A 17,994-nucleotide genomic window follows, 5' to 3' on the forward strand; every position below is an offset into this window, starting at 1 on the left:
GTACATATACTGTACATGTACAGGATGAACTTATTCATGACGCGAGGAGTTTTATGATGGCAACAGCGATTGAAAGAATTGTGGTTCAAGCCACGCCCCAGGAAAAAGAAGCGATCGTCCTCAAGGCCAGGAAACTTGGGCTTCCCGTCGCGGAATTGATGCGCCGGGGGGCTACGGCATATGAGTCCACCGCGATGGATGAAGAATTGGGCATCCTTGCCGATAAGGCCAAGGCCGCCGCGGACCGGGCATCCGAGTCCATCGACGACGTGCTGGCGTTCGTGGAAGCCAGCAATAAGCGGATAGCCGCAATGGAGGCTGAGGCGTCCACAAACATGCGCAAGGCTCTCTGATGGGCGTTACGGATCGCGTATGGGGCGCTCTAACCTCGATGATAAAGCTGGAGGATCGGGTTGTTCGTCAGAGCGAGATGATCAAAACCCAGCAGGACAAGATTGAAAACCTGACAGAGCGCGTGATCAAACTCGAAACAACGCTGGAACTGCTCATGCGGGCAAGCGAATTCAAGAAGCTCAAATAATTTTCCTTTTGTCAAAACCCCCGATGATGGGGGGATTGCCTTGCCAGGGCTCGCCTGGAGTTTGATTCTGGTGCATACGCAGGCGGGCTGGAATGATTGGAGCGCCAGCCTGAAACAGTGTGGTGGCGAATATGAACGAGACCATGGACGGAGGAACACATGTTTAACCTTGGTGCATTTGCGGGTGGGCTGGAACAATTGGAGCACCAGCCTGAAACAGTGCGGTAGCGAATATGAACGGAGGAACGCATGTTTAACTTTGGTGTATTTGCCGGTGGGCTGGCGCAAGGCGCACGTAGCGGCCAGGATATGGCGCTCAGGCAGAAACGGGCGGAGCGGATGGCGAGCGCCGATGAGCGCGAGGCGGAAATTCACGGCGCACGGATGGATAGGGCCGCTTATCACAAAGATGCGCGCGACCGGCTCAGGGCGGCCAATGATGAGATAGCCGCGGGTTGGGAGGAAGCAATAGGGGGGCAACAACCCTCCCGAATTGAGACAAACCCCATTTTCCCGTCATCCACGGGGCGCTTTCGGGTGAGTGGATTTCAGTCAGAAATTCCCGCGACACCCGCGGATCATGGTGCGGGCCTGATGAGCCTGCGCCAGGAATCCACTGGTCAAGGAAGCCACCCCGGCGCGCCCATGGCGGCCGATGAAATGATCGCCAGGCGCATGCTGACCGGCAATCTCCTGGATGACCCGGATGAGTTGACGCGAATGGCAGGCATCTACAAAAAACACGGCCTCTTGACGGAAATGGCGCCGTGGATGACCAAAGCCTGGGAAGCGAAGAAAAAGCGTATCCCCGATGCCTTGAATTTGCTGTTAAGCGGTGACGCCAAAGGCGCCAGGGCAATTCTGAAGAAGGGGGGCATAAACCTGGCGGATGATCCGATGCCAATGAATCCGGATGATCCGCAAAGCAACTGGAAATTCAAATTGGAAGATGGCGCAGAACAAGACGTAAACTTGAGGGAATTGGCAATCCGTTTTTTTCCTTCCTCCATCCTCGCCCGATAGATCAGGCATATCCCGGGCGCATGCCTTTATGCACACTCGAAATTCGGCCAGTCTAAGGAGGCCGCCGGGTTTACGGCAACAGCGCATTCAAGTCACTGAATAATTGCTCAAAGCGGGTAAGCGTCACTTTTAGATCCGCCCCAAACAGCTTTTTGATGATGTCGGATTGATGCTCCGTGAAATGGACGGCGGGCACATAACGATCGAACTCCGGAGCCGTGCCCGGAACGGTTTCCGCCTGCGTGCGGAAACGTTCCGCCGTATGGTCTACAATGCGCGACCCGGCGGGCAGGGCGGCGATGGCCTGTTTTCCCTTGAGGCCGTAACATGCACCCACGATTTCCCCATAAAGCCCCGCGCCGAGCATGTCTTCAACATCGGCCTCCCGCTGGCCGGCGTAGGCGCCCAGCGTGAAAATATGTCCATCACGCAGGATTTTCCAGCGGCGCATGTCTTCGATCCTGTCATGGGCTGAAGCCAAATCCGACAGTACCGCTACCCGCAATCGATTGCCGCCGAAAAGGCTCATGAAGGCGCTCACCTTCTCGACTCCCCCAGCCGGGCAGATGGTCCAGCGCGGATCGAGCGGAGTGCGCTTGTGCGAGCGCAGCACTTCCGACATCGCCCTCAAATAAAGCAGGTCGGATGGCCGGGTCACCAGCAGCGTGTGCTCACCGGCGGAAAGGGTTTGGGTAATCTCATAGGCCAGCGCATTCTGCAAGGGGAATAACGTGTCCGGGTCCGTGCTGAGTACATCGCCGCCAACCTTGGTACCTCGAACCTCCGGCGCTTCATCCTGATGATAGATCACGACATCCTCCACCGTGCGCGCGGAGGGAAGATCATCGGACGGCACCATGAATGGCGAATGCGTCGTGTAGACGACCTGATGGCCGGGCGCCAGACGCTCCCTGAAGTATCGCAGCAGGTCAGCCTGCGCCTTGCCGTGCAAGCTCAGCCCTGGTTCGTCCAGCAGCAGAATAATCTTCCCCTTGCTCCGTTTTTTTACCTGCGAGAACAGCGCAAGAAAGGAGAAAAACCATACGAATCCCGTGCTGCGGTCATCGAATGGAACGGTCACGTCATGAAGCTTGTTTAAAATGCGCGTCCGGAAGATGCGGCCGCTGTTGAAGGGAGGCGGGTCGCCCGGCAGCGCATGGTCGAGCCGGAAAATCACCTTGAGGAACTTGTTCTGGCTCCAATAACGGAACATTTCCGCCGAAATCTTGTTGGAGGCGCCTTCGAAGCGCGAAACCAGGCTCTCGAAATCCTGGATCGAGGCAACCTGTTCAACTGTCGTGGAAGCCATGTCGCAAAGCGCGATGAATACCTGGTCGGCGGATTCGAGCGTATTGCTCGATTCCCGCTGCCGGATCTGTTCAAGGCTGACCTGACCTTGCATTCGCTGATACTGGGAGAACAGCATGAATTTCGGCAAATCCAGCAGCTTCACAATACCCTGGGAGACCGAGTCTTCGGGAAAACCCCGATCGATTCGATGAAGGCAATGTGTCCGCCCTGGCGATGCTTCATGAACCGATCCCGCTTTCGCCTTCAGCTCGGCTACTGTCCCTGCCGCGCCGATCTGCGCCTTCTCATCATCATGAAAGCCGCTGGTATCGATAAGATGTTGAACGATCGCGGCCTCATCGAACCCCACTGTCCAGCGGGTCCGGTTGCCGTAATCTTTCTGCACCATCACCTCGTCGCTTACCAGCGACCCCACCCCAAATGCATCGGTGATCGCCTGTTTTTCGGCTGGATCGATGGTCCACCATGTCGTGATGACGGTCGCATCCTTGCCTTCATGGCGTTCTTCGTAGTCGGATAAATGGCGGCGCGGATAGTCTTTTTGCCGGTCGAACCTCGTGTCATCAAAGATTGGATTGAGCCGGTGGAGCGCCGTCAGCAGAGTGGTCTTGCCTGATTCGTTCTTTCCGACAAAGCAGGTTATGTGCTCATCAAGGGCGAATTCGTCAGAATCGTCAATACTTCGGAAATTCTGGATTCGTGCACGCACCAGTTTCATGTCAGCTCCTCTGTGTAGATGTCGATTGTAGACATATACACGATCTTAGTCAGCAATGAATTTGTGACATTAGAAGCTGGGTAATGTTCGATGGCGGTCCTGACAGGCTCTTTTTCCTCCTATTTCTACCCGGAATAAACGCATACCGATGGGGTTAATCCCTTGATGCCGATCAATATCATCGAGAAGGCCTTGTCCATACTCCATCTAATAAATCAAGCACCTCTTTAGCATATCGCTCACGACTGAAACGGCGTTCGGCCCAACTGAGTGCGGCAGCACCCAGCGTTGCTCTTTTCTCGGGATTTTCATATAAATACTGTATTTTGTTAGCAAGCTCATTATGATCGCCCGGTTTATATAATAGACCAGTTTTTCCATCTTCAATCAGTTCTCTTGTTCCTCCACTGGAGGTGCCTATTATTGGCTTCCCCGCAAGCATTGTTTCCACCGTGACTCGCCCGAATGCTTCGAAGCGCGAACACATAAGAATTACATCGGACGCATGAATCAGCGGCAATGGGTTTTTCGCGTAACCATAAAAAATGACACGTTCTTCTAGACAAAGAAATTTTATTTGCTGCCCAAGTGAATCACGAAAGCGATTGTCGCCGGTACCGACGATCAGCAACTCGGCATCAACTCCGCGGTGTACGAGTTCTGCCAATGCAATAATTGCTTCATCTTGCCCTTTTGACGCCTGTAGGGAACCGACTATGGTGCACCTGAAACGTCGCTTATTCTCGATTTGAGCCGGTAAATTTTGATTTATTCCCGATAGTGTCACCGACTGATAAATTACGCACAACTTCCGTGGATGTATGTAGCGCGCATACTCATTCTCCACTGCGTGAGATATGACAATGACGCGAGCGGAGAGATGATTGATCAAGCGTGGGGCATGTTCCCCCAAGTCGAACAGTCGTTCAAGACAATATCCAGACTCATGCAGATGCCAGATATGAGGCCGGTGTGCCAACCATGCGGCCAATGCGCCGGCACCTATGATAACGGTATTGGTATAGATTATGTCGCAACGCCATTTCACAATTGCTCGCGCCATTGGGATTGTCCAAAACAATGTCCCAAGTATTCGCGTAATACGACGAGATATTTTCCGGCGCCGAGACCCGGATGCCCAGCGGGGATAGTTAATTATCCGCCATTCAATATGCAATTGATCGAGGGCTGCCAGGAGAGGCCCTCTCTCAGGAACAAGGACCTTGCACTCGACACCAAGTTCGACCAAGCCTTTTAGCAGCTCAAGCAAAGCTAGTTCTGCACCATACCTTTCAGCCGAATGCGATATGAAACATACGCGCATCAGGCGCTTCCTCTCTGGAGAGAAGTTGTTCCATACGTTTTTTGCCAACTGACCCCAATGGCGGTAATGACAAGAAGCAGGTAAAGATTTTGCCGGAATATTACAAGCACATCTGTTAGTCCGAACAGAACGATAAAACACATCAAGGCTGCTCCCGGAATGTCTAGCTGGTGTACTTGTAGTGTTCGAAACCAGCTCCACAAGAAAAAAGCATACGCCAGCAGGCCAAGCGCGCCCACCTGCATGCCGATCTCGATCCAATCATTGTGGTAGTGATAGGTTTCAAGAAAGTCTGGTAGATTCTTATAGCGGCCGCCCTTATAGGTCTCGACGGTTTTGTCAAAATAGGGGGCCGCCATTCCCGTGCCATGCCCATATACCGGCCGCTCCCCGATCCCGTGCAGGCCGACATCCCAGATGGCAAGGCGGTACCCGATGCTGGTGTCATACTTTCCCTTCCTCGATTGTGCAATATCGCTCCCGGCCTGGGTGAGTCTTTGCTGGAAACTGTCGCTGTTGTATGCAAAAGCTGCTACCGCAACGAATAACACAGCCGTAGCGGCGAGGAGTTTATGGATTTTTTTTCTATGCAGCAGAAAAATCAAGAATGCCGATGAAACAAGAGTGGCGAGAAGCAGTCCACGCGCATTTTGATTAAATTGAATAAACAGCAGAAAAGCCGCCAGTAGCCATAACCACGCTCTTGCTTTCCTGTTGTTGGCGGTGCCCGCCAGATAAAGCGCCAGTATGACCCCAATCCCGAGCATCGAGGAGAAGTCGAGGTAAGTCATTTTAAGGGGTGGAATACCCTGTGCGCCCATGATCACCCATTGGTATATGCCGATGAGAAGCGCGCCGAAATAACCGATAAGCGCGCCGCCAATCGCCCAGGACACCCGTGTTTTGTTCAGGAGGGATAAATAGGGAATAAAGATCAGGTATGCAAAATACCTATTCCATACCTCAAACCCGAGTTTGGGATATTCGCTCCATAGAATTCCAAGGGCCAGCACGAGACACAGGATAAGCATTGCCGATACAAAAGGTTCCTTTATTGTATCCTTAAGTCTGGCCAGGCCGCCGTCCAGGGTCCAGGCCAGGATCAGAAGGTAATAGGCGTAAAGACTCAGCCCTTTGCTCCATAAGGCGATACCGAAAAAAAATAGCGCGGACTTTGCCGGCACATCGCGCCAATCAAAACCGTTTTGGGTCCGGCTGGATAAACCGGCGGGGTTGTGGTGAGCCCGATCCTCCGGATTGCGGACTTCTGATTCAAAGCTCATATTTTTGCGAGCTTGCCCTCATGATAGAAAAGTAAATACATTCTTTGAGAAAAAGAATTGAAACTGCGATTTGGTCTGGATAATTGAGGGCAGGTCGGTTTGACTTGTTGTCTATAAAAAAGATTGAAAAGCAGATTGGATGAGGTGCCAGAACATGCGGCATCAATTGCCGGAGCGAATGGGTGGATTGTTACATTCCCATGTTCTCAAAACCGGTAATGAGCGGGATGCCAGATTCATGAATCATCTGATTGATTTGTGCTTTAAAAGTCGAAAAAAATTGATGATAAGCGGCGGCACGCGATCACGAATCGCCTTGAGTTTTACTTTAGAGGTGGCTTCAGCCAGAGCACGTTCGCCAGCCAGGCGAAAAAAATTATCAAATGACTTCACGGAGGTTTCAGAGCAATTTATGGCCTGCAACAAGGGGATCACCGGGTTTGATGCCGCTGAACCCAGCGCGATCACGCCCAATCCATGTGTGTGCGCAAAATTAAAACTCACATAATCGTCCTTGATCTCGTCCCAAAGCTTCCAAACCCCGAAACCCCTTTCCCTCACGTGGGTATCATGAAACAAAATGACGCTATTTTCGGACGCCTTCGGTAGCCACGTTTCATAGTCATTCTTGACCGCTTCGTAGGTATGCAAGCCATCTATATGAATGAGATCAAGGCTGCGATTCTTGAAATCGGCCGCGGCTTCGGTAAAATCCTTTCTGAGAATATGGCCAATACCTGCGTATCTATTCTCGAGTACCCGCTTAAAGTTTTTATAAATATCTTCATTGTATTTTCCAACATGCTCATCGCCCAGCCAGAGATCGACAGCCGTCGGTGAGCAATCGATCTCAAATTCTCTTATGGCTTGGCATACCGAAAAAAAACTCATCCCGGTGTGTGTGCCGAGCTCCAGATATGTGCGTGGCCGCAGATAATTCATGAGACAAAACATGAATGGCACGTGCCCGCCCCATGCGCTCTCTCGCGCCAGCGTTTCGATTATTGTTCCGGATGGTTCTATAAACTTGAGTAACCGTGAAGTTTTCTCGCTCATGCTTGCGCCCAATATGCGGATAAAAAGTTGTGATGGATTATTCGCTAAATCACAGAGGATTCGTTTCCCGGTTCAAATAAACAGAATTTTTTTGCGAAGCGGTTATCTTGTCCTAATCGGCGGATGTTAAATTGAGAAGGTTTTTTCAAGGAAAATTTACGCAAAATAACGGAGTGGAATGACGTCACAATCCATAATACGGGGTGGTAGACTTTGATACGAATCATCCCCCTTGCTGCTTCCATGCGCCCGCCTCTTCACGTAGAGCCGTCCATTTTTTAAGGAACATCATGTCTAAAATACTGCTGCCGCTTATCCGTGTGTCCTTTGTAATGGCTGTGTTATTCTCCGCGCTCCCTGCAACAGCGCATTATATCTGGATCGAACGAGACGAAATGAATCATGCGCGCCTTTATTTCGGCGAATACCAGGACCAGGAAAGGGAAATAAGCGGTGGCAGGCTCGATGAGATAAAAGGGCCGCAGGCATGGCTGCTCGATGCGAACGGCAAGCGCCAGGCGTTGAAAGTGATCCGGAGGGCGGATCACTTCGAGTTGGGGATGACTCCCAGCCCTGTATCACCGTTAATTGCCGAGGAAGTCGGTTACGAAGTCAAGGATTGGACCAGGCACGGTATCGGTATTGTGAAGCCCATGTTTTATACCCGCTTCAGTCCGCTGTTGCCGCGCTCAGCGCCCAGGCCGGAACTTGTGCTCGATATTCTGCCGGAAAATGGAACCCCTGACGCATTCATTGTTTACTTCCGAAACGCGCCGCTGGCAAAAGCCAAGCTCATGATCTACGCTCCGAATTTCTGGATGCAGGAGCGCCACACCGACGAAAATGGCAGGGTCAACATCACCACGCCGTGGCCTGGCCAGTATGTTCTGGAGGTCATTCACCTGGAAAGGCATCCAGGGGAATTTCAAGGGCAAAAATTTGAAGCATTTCGCCACCGTGCGACGCTGAACTTCAATATGCCGGCCGGGACTTCACGATAAGTAGAGGGTCTCTCTGCTATTCCATTATCCTGATCCGGCAGCTGACCGCTCATTTCTTTCGATTCAGAGCTGCATCGCCATACCGGCGGAGCGGCGCGCATCAATGATGTGCCGCCGCACGACCTGTCATCAATTGAGGATCACGGCTTAGTACCTGAGTCCAATTGTCAAGGCCAGCCATGCTTGTAAGATAGCTCACGGATGGATGGGCAATGCAGGTATCAACCCGGGGAGAAATCATGCGTAAGACCATTGGATGGGCAGCTTCGTGGGCATTTTATTATTTGAGCGGGTATGTGGATCTCGCAAGGGCGTGTTTCGGTGGGTGGTGGCTTTCTTCCGCGTATTTCAGATTGCTGAATGCGTCTGATGACGCACAAACATGGGGCGGCGGTGGCGGTACCTGGGTTCATGGCACACCCGGCGAGAATGAACATTGGCCTTATTTAAACCCCACCTACGACAAGAACAAGCGGTTGAAGAATAATTATAAAAAAACATACAGGGCAGCCGGAAAAGTCTTGGGACGTGCGAGAAGTCTGCGTAAATTTTTCCTGTATGGGAGATAGCCCCAGGTTTCTGCGGCGACCCATGTGTAACGACCCGCATTTAGAAACGGCCTATCGGAGAACTATGGGCATTCTCGAGATTTGTTGTTATATTGAAACAATAAGTTTATGCGCGAATCCAATCGGCCGGTGGAAATGACATGAAATATAATTCAATCATATTGTTACCAAATTTTATTAAAGTATTTCCTGCTTTATTCATCGCGGGTCTTGTATGGGTGGGGTGGATAGCTGCTGCGGACGATGCGCGAGCGGGTCCGAAGTCAACCGGTATCACCCTTACACCCGTCACATCGCGGGTGCTTCCGGATGATCCCAATACCACTTTGACGACGGTCGTGGTGAATCTGGCCCCCGAGGCCAAAACCGGTAGCCATCGCCATGGAGGCATGGTGTTTGTCTATGTGCTCGAAGGGACGGTCCGCTCGCAGCTCAATAGCGGCGAAATAATCGAATACCGCCCCGGACAAAGCTGGAGCGAACCCCCGGGGACGGTGCATTCATTCATGGAAAATCCCAGCCAGACGGCGCCGGCGCGTCTTCTCGCCACGCTTATTAGCCCGACGGGCGCGCAATTGACCACTTACGACTAGCGCCGTTGGCTTGAGGAATTGAGTGAAAAAGTGACTGAGAAGGTGCTTTTTGCAGCCACTTTCCATTAAGCCAGACGTGCTGTTGGGTCTCCGGTTATAGTTCGTGGTTTTGCTGCGATACCCCTCCCGCAAACCCATTCCGGGATTCGCTGATCATCAAACCCGCCAAACCATTCGCGGGCAAGCGCATGGAATGCACTCGCGGTCATCGAAAGGGAATTACCGTTCGCTCAACGCTTACCCTGGTTGTCAGAAGCCGGGTTTCGACAGTGTGCGCGAGCTCATCTATCAGCCCCGCTGACGTGCCATTGCCGCCCTTCCTCGCGATACCTGCGATCGACTGCAGATCCGCATGCAAACGTACGGGATCGATCTGCCATCCCAGGGCGGTGACGAGCGCTTTCAGGGCATCTGTATAAGCTTCAAGAACCTGAGCATCGGTGCGCCTCAAGGTTGTCATGATTTCCTCCCGTGAATGTGAATGAGAATTAATCCTATCTCAACCACGATGAGGTGTAAAGTCCCGGATTCGAATATCGAGGGGAAGGAGCGGGCGGACTGCATCTGACGGAGGTTGATGGATAGCTTGCAATATCGCTATCATGGCCATCATGTCGAAGTAAAAACCGAAAGTCATTGAAAACCCCCCTACCTGATGGTTGCCGGGTAGCAAGCCTGGTTACCCTGGCATTTGCATCCGGCTTCTCTTCGGCTCAGCCTCCCTCCCAGCAAACTTCCTACCCGGTGGCTTCGTCTTCGAACGCCCAGCCCACGCTCAACCCCGTTGTCGTCACGGGCACCCGCGTCGATCAGTCGAGCTTCTTGCTGCCCATGTCCATCGACGTTGTTGAGTCACCTGTTATTCGGGACGGGCGGCCTCTTGTCAACCTTTCGGAAGCGCTGTCCCGCGTTCCCGGCCTGGTTATCCAGAACAGGCAGAACTACGCCCAGGATCTGCAAATATCCAGCCGTGGCTTCGGTGCACGCTCGACTTTCGGGATTCGCGGCATACGGATGATTGTGGATGACATTCCCGCCACTATGCCGGACGGCCAGGGCCAGGCGGCTACTATCAATCTGGGGTCGGTCAAACGCATCGAAGTACTGCGGGGTCCTTTTTCCGCCATCTATGGCAATGCCCCGGGCGGCGTGATACAGGCGTACACCGAGGAGGGTCCGCCGGGCACGGAGTTATCCGCCATGCTGCTGGGAGGCAGCTACGGCACGACCCGCGCGGAGCTCAAGCTTGGCGGTACACTCGGTGCAACGGGGGCTACCGGAACAGGTCCTTTCAATTACGTGGTGGACATTTCACGCTTCGAGACGCACGGCTATCGCGATCACAGCGCCGCCGCCCGCTATCAGGCGAGCGCAAAACTGACCTACCGGTTCACCCATGACGCCACCCTTACGCTGGTGACCAATGAACTGCATCAGGGCGGCACGCAGGACCCGCTCGGGTTGACGCGCGCGCAGATGAGTGTGGATCCACGTCAGGCGGACAAAAGCGCCACGACTTTCAATACCCGTAAAAGTATCGACAATACGCAGGGTGGCCTGGTTTATGAACATAAACTTTCTCCCTCGAACACGATCAAGCTGATCGGCTATGCGGGTACGCGGGAGATCCTGCAATTTCTCGCCATACCGCGCGGTGCGCAGATTCCGATTACCAGTTCCGGGGGCGTGGTCGATCTGGAGCGTCAGTTCGGTGGACTGGGTTTGCGATGGACGCACCGCACCAGCGGTCCACGGCCGTTAACGCTGACAATGGGGATCGACTACGACAGCTCGAAGGAGCGGCGCAAGGGTTTCGAAAACTTCGCCGGTACAGTGTTAGGAGTACGCGGCGATCTGCGCCGCAATGAGAACAATACGGTCACCAGCTTTGGCCAGTATGCGCAGGCCGAGTGGCAATTCGTGCCGTCCTGGATACTCTCTGCCGGGGTGCGCCATACTGAGGTGAAATTCAAATCCGAGGATTTTTTCAGCGGTACCGGCAACCCCGATGACAGCGGCGGCATGACTTTCCACAATGTGAACCCGGTACTGGGACTATTGTACAAGGCCACATCCAGCCTCAATCTGTATGTCAGCACCGGTAGCGGTTTTGAAACGCCCACGTTCGCCGAGCTTGCTTATCGGCCGGATGGCGGCAGTGGCCTGAATTTCGCGCTGCGGCCAAGCCGGAGCCTCAACATGGAGGCGGGACTCAAGTGGCTGCCAACCGGCAATACGCGCGTCAATCTCGCGCTTTTCCAGGCTTTCGTCAGCGGCGAAATCCTGCCTGCCACCAATTCCGGCGGCCGAGCCACCTTCCAGAATGCGGCCGACACCACACGGCGCGGCGTGGAACTCTCCCTCGATTCCCGTTTCGGACGGGACCTGTCCGCATTTCTATCCTATACTTATCTCGATGCTGTTTTTCAAGATGCTTATACCTATCGCCCAACAGCGGCACCGAGCAGGGTGACCGTGGCCGCCGGCAATTTTCTGCCCGGCGTGCCACGCAATACGGCTTATGCGGAGTTAACCTGGCGGCGCGGCCAACCAGGTTTTTCAGCGGCGGTGGAGGCGATCTACCGGGATAGAATCTTTGTCAACGATATCAATACCGAAGCGGCGAAGCAGTATGCAATGGCAAACCTTCGTCTCGCCTATTCGCATCAGTTTGGCGGTTGGAAATTCACCGAATTTGTTCGGGTGGATAATATCGCCGATACAAAATACAGTGGATCGGTAATCGTGAATGAAGGCAACGGCCGCTTTTATGAGCCTGCACCGGGCCGTAATTACATGGTGGGAGTGAGCGCGAGTTACACCTTCTAGGGTAGCGGGTCATTCTGTTTGGAGCTTAAGTGGCGGAAGTTGAGTATCAGTTGACCCAGATGATTCTTTGCAGGAAGTCATTGGCCCGGGCAGTCCGGACAGCGTTGAGTTCCGGGACACTTGGGCGGGGCGTAATTGCGCGTGCGTGCCATACTTTATGCTTTGGTGCCCTTCTCTTTGTCATTCTCGTTTTACAAACAGGGTGCGCATTGATTGAGCAGGTGCGTTGCGTACCTCACAACGCCCACAATGAGGAAAAACAATCGTCATATCGCGAAGAGGAACTGGCGGCGTGTCTCGGCAAGAATCCGGTAGCCCATGGAGGCGTTCGTCACTCTGTCTTCTGTTTTGGTACGGACCATTCCAGACCACCCGTCGTTTTGCTACATGAGTTACCTGGCCTCTCTGCCAAGACTCTGCAATATGCGGAAAGCCTTTCCACAGATTTTACCGTGTATGTGCCAATGCTATTCGGCACAGTGAATCAGGAATCTACTTCACGTGGAATACTCGCGTTCTGGTTTAATCGTGAATGGAATGGATCAGAACTTGACGGCAATGCCCCCATCGTGCAATGGCTTCGCAATATGATGAATCAAATAGAGAAAAGACACCCAAATCAAGATATTGGTGTGATTGGGAATTGCCTGACGGGCTCTCTGCCATTGTTATTACTTGATAACATGAATGTAAAAGCCATTGTATTGGCGCAGCCCACTCTGCCGATACCGATCTTCTACTATAGTGACGACGACCGCCGGTCTCTGGGCGTATCGAAAAGTGAATTGAACAATGCGAAGAACAATGCAATGGATCGGGACGCGAAAATATATGGGGTGAGATTCGAAAACGACTGTGTTTCGCGGCCGGAAAAACGGGAGGTCCTGATGAAGGAATTTGGCGGTCGCTATATCGATGCGCAGGTTCGAGAGTCCGAATACATGACACCGGAGCAATGTGCAACACAAGATTGCGCCAAGGCGCATAGTATATTGATAGGGGAATGGAATGCCGGAAAAAAATGCAGCCCTTCCGAAGTCAGGCGCAAAGAGGTCCGTGAATTCCTCAAGAGCCCGTCGACCTTCACTCCGGGTAGCTTACCCACATGCACCGAATCTGATCATTAACAGGGTCAGATGGAGAATGCCGCTGCCGGAGTTCAGGCATGATCTCGCCCGGTGGCTAGGATAGGGCCTCAAGCCCCGCGCCGCATTGCCAGCATAATTGAAAATTGCGCGGGTTTTCTTCACCGCACGCGCGGCAGAACACGACACGGGTTTCGCGAGGAGCTTTTTCAAAAGTGCTTACGATTGCCTGTCCCCGTGCAAAATCACTGTCGTTGATAACCCACACTTCGGGGTAGGCATGGGTGAACGGGATATCTCCCATCCCGCCCTGCGCGTGTTCATTGAATAATCTGGCGGCTATGTAGGCATGCCCGAGAAGATCCAGCATGATTTGGGCTTCCATCAGATTGGCGGCGGAGCAGAGTTTCTTCATTTGCCGTGGTATGCGAGAAATTTCATATCTTTCCATTCGAGCCAGATGATCCATCAGGTGGCTCTCCGAGCCTACTTGGTGCTGATTGTCGGTTTGCGGCCATTTTCGCCGCTTGCCCAGCGTCCCCAGACGAGGCTGTGGGTTTCTCCCAGCCGATAAAACTGCCTCGCTCTCATCTTGCGTCGGATGGATTATCCGGGTTGAAAGCAGCAAGTATGAGGCACCAGCGCCTCGCTGTTGGGTTTGAGTTTAGCCTATTTCAGGGCAGAACGTGAATCCTCCGCTATTGATCCCGGGATTACGAGCACCGTAAGCAAAACCAGTAACGTATTTCTTTTTCGTTATATCCGGTTTCGGCCACCTGTCACATAAGGGATTTCAAGGTGGACTTGACACTCCTAATGTGATGCACTAACATCAGGTGCATCACATTAGGAAACCGGAGTGCTTGTCATGCCCACGTCGAAGCCGCGCATTACCATTACGCTTACCGATCATCAGCACGCTCTCCTGCGCACGATTAGCGATGCAGGCGGTCAAAGTATGAGCGGGATCGTTTCGGAATTCATGGTGGTTGCGCAACCCACGCTTGAGCGCATGGCCACTGCTTTCCGGCAACTCAAACAGGACAGGGAATCAGACCATCAGCGCATAATCGAAATGTTTTCCGAATTGCAATCCGGCCGTGAAAATAGCGCACAGTCATCTTTGGAGCGTTTGATGCCCCTTGGGTCCGTGGGTCAAGGGGATTCAACCCTGGGTAGCAGAGCGGATGCGCTGCAGTACCGGGCAAGCGTGGATACGATACGGCCAGTCACTCCGGCTTCCCCGGACGTGCACAGCGGAATGGAGCCCGGCTATAAGAAAAAGAAAAGGAGCCGCTCGGAATCCGCCATATCTCCCAGAAACTACTCTGTTAAAGACAGGGAAAAGAATGATGAGATTTAAGGAATGTCTGAAGGAATTCCCGTATTTGCCCCGCAAGACCTCGATAACAGCTTTGCGGGATGGGATAGCCATCCTCCCGTTTTTCAATAGCCCGGTAGATGAATTGCGGTCGGATGCATCCCGTGCATGGAGACAATAATTCATGTCATCCGATCATCGTGAACCCCCGGCACCCTTACACGACCAGGACTTGACCGACACAACGAAAGAAGTCGCTTCGCCACCCGGTCCAGTGGCGTCGGCGGCATTCCAGGCTAAATACATTGCCCGCGATATCCAGGCGGGCATCATAACCGGGGCGATGGCGATCCCGCTGACGGTGGGCATTGCCTTGATGTCCGAGTACCCGATCAAGGTTGCTCTGGCAACGGTTGCATTTGCCTGTTTCATCGGCTGGATCAATGCCTTCATCAGGCCAGGCAACTATATCGGCGCGCCCGGCGTCGCGGCGGGCCTGGCGCCGGTCCTGGCGATGGGGGTTCACAGTTTCGGCATGGAAAACATGGCGTTCGTTATTTTCCTGACCGCATTCATGCAAGGCCTGATATGGAAATTCAATTGGCAGAAATATATCCTGCTGGCGGTACCGAGCTACCTCGTCGAAGGATTGCTGGCGGGAGTGGGCTTGAAGATCGCCCTCAAGTTCCTGACATTTACCTATGAGCTGCCTATTGACCAGGAATCGGCCGATGCGTTCTGGAATGGCGCACGCATACAAATGGCGCTCATCTCGCTGGCCGGTTTCGCGACGTTCGTGTATCTGTTCTCGAAATTCAAGGACACGAAACCCGCCATTCCTTACTTCCTGTTGATCGGGGCAAGCATCGTGCTGGCGCACTTCATGCCCATGTCCATGCTGCACGTGGATGATGTTCAGCTTCGCCTCGACTTTCCGATCCCGCAGTTTGACAGTGCACTGACCTGGATGTATGTGATTGGTTTTGCAGCCATGCTGGCGGTGATCGACGTAATCGAACAGGTCATGAGCAACGCCGCCATCGAGAAGATCGATCCGCTAAAACGCAAATGCAACACCAACAACAGCTTGCTGGCTATCTGGATAGCCAATATGGGTTCCAGCTTCTTTGGCGGCATGACCAATCTGGACGGCTTGGCAAAGAGCACCACCAATAAGCTGGCCGGTGCCATGACCAAGTTTTCCGTCCTCATCATCGGCATCGTGGTCACCTTCTTTGTCATGAATTCCCAGTATCTCGAATTTCTTCCCAAGTTTTCGCTCGCGGCGATCATGATATTTTCCGGGTGGAAAATGATCATGGGGCTGTGGCACGTGGCGAGTCACGGCCAATACGCCATGATACTTGCCACCCTTTGCGGATTGCTGGTCTACAAGGTGGGAATTTTCGAAGGCTTGCTGATCGCCATGGCGGTGCATGGTGTTATCAATTATGTTGTTCTTAATCAGGCCAGCAACATACCCGGTAAAACCATTATTAAAAAATACCTGCAAAAATTTTCCTCGGGTGGAGGAGGGGGCCCTGATTAACGAAGGTCTTTCACCGAATGCCAATTTTACAAGCCGGATTTCAGTTCTCTTTCCCAAATATCACAGCTTATTGGTTTTGTTAATCTTTCGGGCTAATCTGATGATATCCAAAGGGATTTCTGTCTTTCAATAGTCCTCCGAAGTCCTCCGATGATGACTGCCCGGCGCACCATTCAGTTCGGGTGAGTCAGGGATAGGGGAAGCCAAAAGAAATGCAGGGTGTCGGGGTGTCATGAGTCCTTGCAAGTTGCTCCGCTATCATTAAAGTTCGCCTACCGGTTTCAGCACTGCTCAGTGTGCTACCGTACTGAAGCATTCCATAGAATTCCCCTACCATATCTCGCTGGTCAATCAATGGTCGAGGCCCATTCCGGCATGGCGTTGCGCTCCGGATACATATTGAACATGCCATGCATGACACGCCCCGGTGGCGGCGGAATAATACGTGCATGGCTTAGCTCCTCCAACGGATAACGTTTGATAGAATTCAGATGGAAAGGGCCTATGATGTCGTTGTCATTGGCGCGGGTCCCGCGGGCTGTGCGGCTGCGCGCACTTTGTCCAGAGCCGGCTTGTCGATTGGCCTGTTCGACAAAGCTGTATTTCCCCGTGATAAAACCTGCGGGGATGCACTCATTCCCGATGCGCTTCATGCCCTGAAAAAACTGGGCCTGGCCCAACGCGTAGCCCAGATTTCCTATTCCGTTCACGGCATGCGTCTGATCAGCTGCGACGGCACCGAGGTTGTGATCCGCGCGCATGGCGCGTGCATGCAGCGTTTGAAGCTGGATGAGTTGTTGCTGGATGGCGCCATCGAAACCGGCGTCAAATTTTTACCCGGACATGATTTCTGCGCTGTTTTTGATGAGAACGAGAAACTTTATCGGGTCGAATTCAATAAGGGCGGCGAAATCGTTTCCGCTCATGCGCCGTGGGTGCTGCTGGCAACAGGTGCCCATCCCGCGCCGATCAAACGCGCCGGTTTGTTGTTGAACGCCGAGTGCAGAAGTTTCGCCGTTCGCCAGTATGTGCGTAATGAACCTCTGGCAAAAAAATTCAATGAACTGATATTTGTCTTCGATACTACTGTCAGAGGTGGTTATGGCTGGATTTTTCCAGGTCCGGATGCGGTATTCAATATCGGAATAGGGTTCTTCGGCTCCGCGCATAAGCACACTAATCCTCGCCGCGATTACGAACGCTTTATTGCCAAACTGCCACTTGCACAAGAATTGATGCGCGATGGCGAGATCGTCAGCCCCCTCAGGGGTGCGCCACTTCGCACGGGGCTGTCGGGAACACGCTTTGCCGATGGCGGTCTGCTGGGCATAGGAGAATGCGTCGGCACGACGTTTCCCCTTACCGGCGAGGGTATCGGTAAAGCGATGGAAACGGGCATTCTTGCGGCGGAAGCCATTATCGGGAAATGCCAACTGGGCCGTGCTGCGGTGGCACAAACCTATAAACGAAGCATGGACGTCCTGCAGCCCAAGTTCGCAGTCTACCGTAAAGCCGAATTCCTGTTTAACTGGCCTTATTTGACCAACCGGTTGGTAAGGCATACACGCAGAAACGAAACGACCCGCGGCAAGGTGGAAGGATTGTTTAACGAAACGACCGATCCCGCTTTTTTATTAACATTGCCCGGATGGATGAAAATTTTATTTCACTAATCGCGAGGGAGCAGTCCTGCCAGTTTTTGCCGGACTCCATGTAGATCAGCTACCAAACGTTGTCATCCCAAGCCTGAAACATGCCTTGAAACCGCCTCAGTGATGCCACATGGCCCTG

General features: G+C 53.0%; 17 protein-coding genes. 11 read left to right on the plus strand and 6 right to left on the minus strand.

Annotated features, from left to right (window positions below; genetic code table 11):
- The first annotated feature begins 53 nt into the window (after nucleotides 1–53).
- The 3 genes from EBAPG3_RS08785 (at nucleotide 54) to EBAPG3_RS08795 (ending at nucleotide 1,564) form a co-directional block, all read left to right on the plus strand.
- Nucleotides 54–353, plus strand: coding sequence for a hypothetical protein (locus tag EBAPG3_RS08785; protein ID WP_227869188.1), 300 nt, complete (start codon nucleotides 54–56; stop codon nucleotides 351–353).
- On the plus strand, nucleotides 353–541 hold the full coding sequence (locus EBAPG3_RS08790) for a hypothetical protein (protein ID WP_040852535.1): 189 nt from the start codon (nucleotides 353–355) through the stop codon (nucleotides 539–541). The genes EBAPG3_RS08785 and EBAPG3_RS08790 overlap by 1 nt, the downstream gene beginning before the upstream one ends.
- Nucleotides 542–790: 249 nt before the next feature.
- Nucleotides 791–1,564, plus strand: a complete 774-nt coding sequence (locus EBAPG3_RS08795; protein WP_004178506.1) for a hypothetical protein — start codon at nucleotides 791–793, stop codon at nucleotides 1,562–1,564.
- Nucleotides 1,565–1,634: 70 nt separating this feature from the next.
- Here the strand turns inward: EBAPG3_RS08795 and EBAPG3_RS08800 are convergent, their stop codons facing one another.
- The 4 genes from EBAPG3_RS08800 to EBAPG3_RS08815 all read right to left on the minus strand — a co-directional run bounded on the left by EBAPG3_RS08800 (nucleotide 1,635) and on the right by EBAPG3_RS08815 (nucleotide 7,256).
- The gene (locus EBAPG3_RS08800) at nucleotides 1,635–3,593 is read right to left on the minus strand and encodes an ATP-dependent nuclease (protein ID WP_004178508.1); all 1,959 of its coding nucleotides are present in this window, start codon (nucleotides 3,591–3,593) and stop codon (nucleotides 1,635–1,637) included.
- Nucleotides 3,594–3,771: 178 nt separating this feature from the next.
- Nucleotides 3,772–4,917, minus strand: coding sequence for a glycosyltransferase family 4 protein (locus EBAPG3_RS08805; protein ID WP_004178510.1), 1,146 nt, complete (start codon nucleotides 4,915–4,917; stop codon nucleotides 3,772–3,774).
- On the minus strand, nucleotides 4,917–6,200 hold the full coding sequence (locus EBAPG3_RS08810) for an O-antigen ligase family protein (RefSeq protein ID WP_004178511.1): 1,284 nt from the start codon (nucleotides 6,198–6,200) through the stop codon (nucleotides 4,917–4,919). The genes EBAPG3_RS08805 and EBAPG3_RS08810 overlap by 1 nt, the downstream gene beginning before the upstream one ends.
- Before the next feature lie 243 nt (nucleotides 6,201–6,443).
- Nucleotides 6,444–7,256 (minus strand): class I SAM-dependent methyltransferase, encoded by an 813-nt coding sequence (locus EBAPG3_RS08815; RefSeq protein ID WP_004178513.1) that lies wholly within the window; start codon nucleotides 7,254–7,256, stop codon nucleotides 6,444–6,446.
- Between the two features lie 290 nt (nucleotides 7,257–7,546).
- On the opposite strand from EBAPG3_RS08815, the gene EBAPG3_RS08820 reads away from it, so the two are divergent.
- From EBAPG3_RS08820 to EBAPG3_RS08830, 3 genes are all read left to right on the plus strand, one after another.
- Nucleotides 7,547–8,257 carry a hypothetical protein gene (locus EBAPG3_RS08820; RefSeq protein WP_004178516.1) on the plus strand — a complete coding sequence of 237 codons (711 nt, stop codon included), beginning with the start codon at nucleotides 7,547–7,549 and terminating at the stop codon, nucleotides 8,255–8,257.
- A gap of 239 nt (nucleotides 8,258–8,496) precedes the next feature.
- Nucleotides 8,497–8,826 (plus strand): hypothetical protein, encoded by a 330-nt coding sequence (locus tag EBAPG3_RS08825; protein ID WP_004178520.1) that lies wholly within the window; start codon nucleotides 8,497–8,499, stop codon nucleotides 8,824–8,826.
- Nucleotides 8,827–8,966: 140 nt separating this feature from the next.
- Nucleotides 8,967–9,419, plus strand: a complete 453-nt coding sequence (locus EBAPG3_RS08830; RefSeq protein ID WP_004178522.1) for a cupin domain-containing protein — start codon at nucleotides 8,967–8,969, stop codon at nucleotides 9,417–9,419.
- Between the two features lie 205 nt (nucleotides 9,420–9,624).
- Here the strand turns inward: EBAPG3_RS08830 and EBAPG3_RS08835 are convergent, their stop codons facing one another.
- On the minus strand, nucleotides 9,625–9,879 hold the full coding sequence (locus tag EBAPG3_RS08835; RefSeq protein WP_040852539.1) for a hypothetical protein: 255 nt from the start codon (nucleotides 9,877–9,879) through the stop codon (nucleotides 9,625–9,627).
- Between the two features lie 176 nt (nucleotides 9,880–10,055).
- On the opposite strand from EBAPG3_RS08835, the gene EBAPG3_RS08840 reads away from it, so the two are divergent.
- Together EBAPG3_RS08840 and EBAPG3_RS08845 are read left to right on the plus strand one after the other, a co-directional pair.
- Nucleotides 10,056–12,248, plus strand: coding sequence for a TonB-dependent receptor family protein (locus EBAPG3_RS08840; protein ID WP_004178530.1), 2,193 nt, complete (start codon nucleotides 10,056–10,058; stop codon nucleotides 12,246–12,248).
- Nucleotides 12,249–12,457: 209 nt separating this feature from the next.
- On the plus strand, nucleotides 12,458–13,375 hold the full coding sequence (locus EBAPG3_RS08845; RefSeq protein ID WP_151898908.1) for a hypothetical protein: 918 nt from the start codon (nucleotides 12,458–12,460) through the stop codon (nucleotides 13,373–13,375).
- 55 nt (nucleotides 13,376–13,430) lie between these two features.
- On the opposite strand, the gene EBAPG3_RS08850 is transcribed toward EBAPG3_RS08845, so the two are convergent.
- Nucleotides 13,431–13,748, minus strand: a complete 318-nt coding sequence (locus EBAPG3_RS08850) for a putative signal transducing protein (protein ID WP_040852565.1) — start codon at nucleotides 13,746–13,748, stop codon at nucleotides 13,431–13,433.
- Between the two features lie 453 nt (nucleotides 13,749–14,201).
- Here EBAPG3_RS08850 and EBAPG3_RS08855 point away from each other — a divergent pair, with 453 nt between their 5' ends.
- The 3 genes from EBAPG3_RS08855 (at nucleotide 14,202) to EBAPG3_RS08865 (ending at nucleotide 17,876) form a co-directional block, all read left to right on the plus strand.
- Nucleotides 14,202–14,696 (plus strand): hypothetical protein, encoded by a 495-nt coding sequence (locus tag EBAPG3_RS08855; RefSeq protein WP_040852544.1) that lies wholly within the window; start codon nucleotides 14,202–14,204, stop codon nucleotides 14,694–14,696.
- A 142-nt stretch (nucleotides 14,697–14,838) separates the two neighbouring features.
- A complete protein-coding gene (locus tag EBAPG3_RS08860; protein WP_004178540.1) occupies nucleotides 14,839–16,203 on the plus strand; it encodes a SulP family inorganic anion transporter in 1,365 nt (454 codons plus the stop codon).
- A 491-nt stretch (nucleotides 16,204–16,694) separates the two neighbouring features.
- Nucleotides 16,695–17,876 carry an NAD(P)/FAD-dependent oxidoreductase gene (locus EBAPG3_RS08865; protein ID WP_004178544.1) on the plus strand — a complete coding sequence of 394 codons (1,182 nt, stop codon included), beginning with the start codon at nucleotides 16,695–16,697 and terminating at the stop codon, nucleotides 17,874–17,876.
- Nucleotides 17,877–17,994: the final 118 nt, after the last annotated feature.

The sequence above is a fragment of the Nitrosospira lacus genome (assembly GCF_000355765.4).
GTDB lineage: Bacteria > Pseudomonadota > Gammaproteobacteria > Burkholderiales > Nitrosomonadaceae > Nitrosospira > Nitrosospira lacus.